The 988-nt window shown below is 70.3% G+C and carries 2 protein-coding genes; both read right to left on the minus strand.

Annotated features, from left to right (window positions below):
• The coding region (locus L995_RS10550) for an exodeoxyribonuclease V subunit gamma (RefSeq protein ID WP_197065128.1) at positions 1-601 on the minus strand (601 nt) is incomplete at its 3' end.
• A gap of 77 nt (positions 602-678) precedes the next feature.
• On the minus strand, positions 679-988 hold a 310-nt coding region (locus tag L995_RS10555), incomplete at its 5' end, for a membrane protein (RefSeq protein WP_047471493.1).

The raw sequence follows: 988 nt of genomic DNA on the forward strand, positions 1-988 counted from the left end.
CGCCGCGCTGGTCCTCGTCCAGCTCGGCCAGCACGGCGCGCCACAGGCGCGGCTGCCACAGCTGGCCTTCGGGCACCGGGGCGTCCGCCACACCAGGGCGCAAGGGCATGGGCAGCACGTCATGCCCGGCCTCCCAGGCGTCCAGCCAGTCGGCGCGGTAGATCTGGTATTGGTCAAAAAGGTCGGCCAGGCGCTGGGCCAGCTGCAGCAGCCGCTCGGGCTCGCCGGGGCGCAGAAAGCCTGCAATGGGGGCGAAGGCCGGATCATGCAGGCACTGCGGCAGCAGGCGCATGAGCCGCCAGGTCATGGGCGTCTTGTCCAGGGGCGATTCGCGCGGCACGGCCTGGCGGCCCAGCACCTGGCGGTAGCTGCGCCACACAAAGCGCGCGGGCAGTTCCACGCGCGCGGCGGCGCACACGCCCAGCTGCTCGGCCATGCGCATCTTGAACCACTCGGCCATGCCGTTGCTCTGCACCAGCACCACCTCCGGCTCCAGCACGTCCAGCGGGTGCGCAGCCAGCCATGCCAGCACCGTATCGGCCAGCACCTCCGTCTGATTACCGTGCAGGGCGATCAAGCCCGGCTGCCAATGCGATGCCACCTCTGCGCTCCCGTGCTCCAAGCCATGCGAGCAGCGAGCTTAACGCGGTTGACACGGGCCGGGACCGCGCGGGTCCATTACCAATGCAGGTAGAACATGGCCTTGGCCAGCAGCACGATGGCCAGCACGTGGCAGAACACGCTCAGGTGCAGGCGGTGCGAGCGGAGCCCGCCCAGCACACCGCGCCGGCGCCACCACATGGCTGCCAGGAAATGTCCGAACACGCTGAGCGCCAGCCCGATCTTGAGCGCCAGCAGCAGGCCGAAGCTGCTGGCCAGCGGAGCGGCAAAGGCTGCAGCCAGTGCCGCGCGATGCTGCCAGGCCAGACCCAGCCCCGCGCCGTACAGCACCAGCAGCACCCAGGGCATGACGGCCACCGCTACGCGG

It is taken from the genome of Delftia sp. ZNC0008 (genome assembly GCF_000799035.1).
Lineage (GTDB): Bacteria > Pseudomonadota > Gammaproteobacteria > Burkholderiales > Burkholderiaceae_C > Comamonas > Comamonas tsuruhatensis.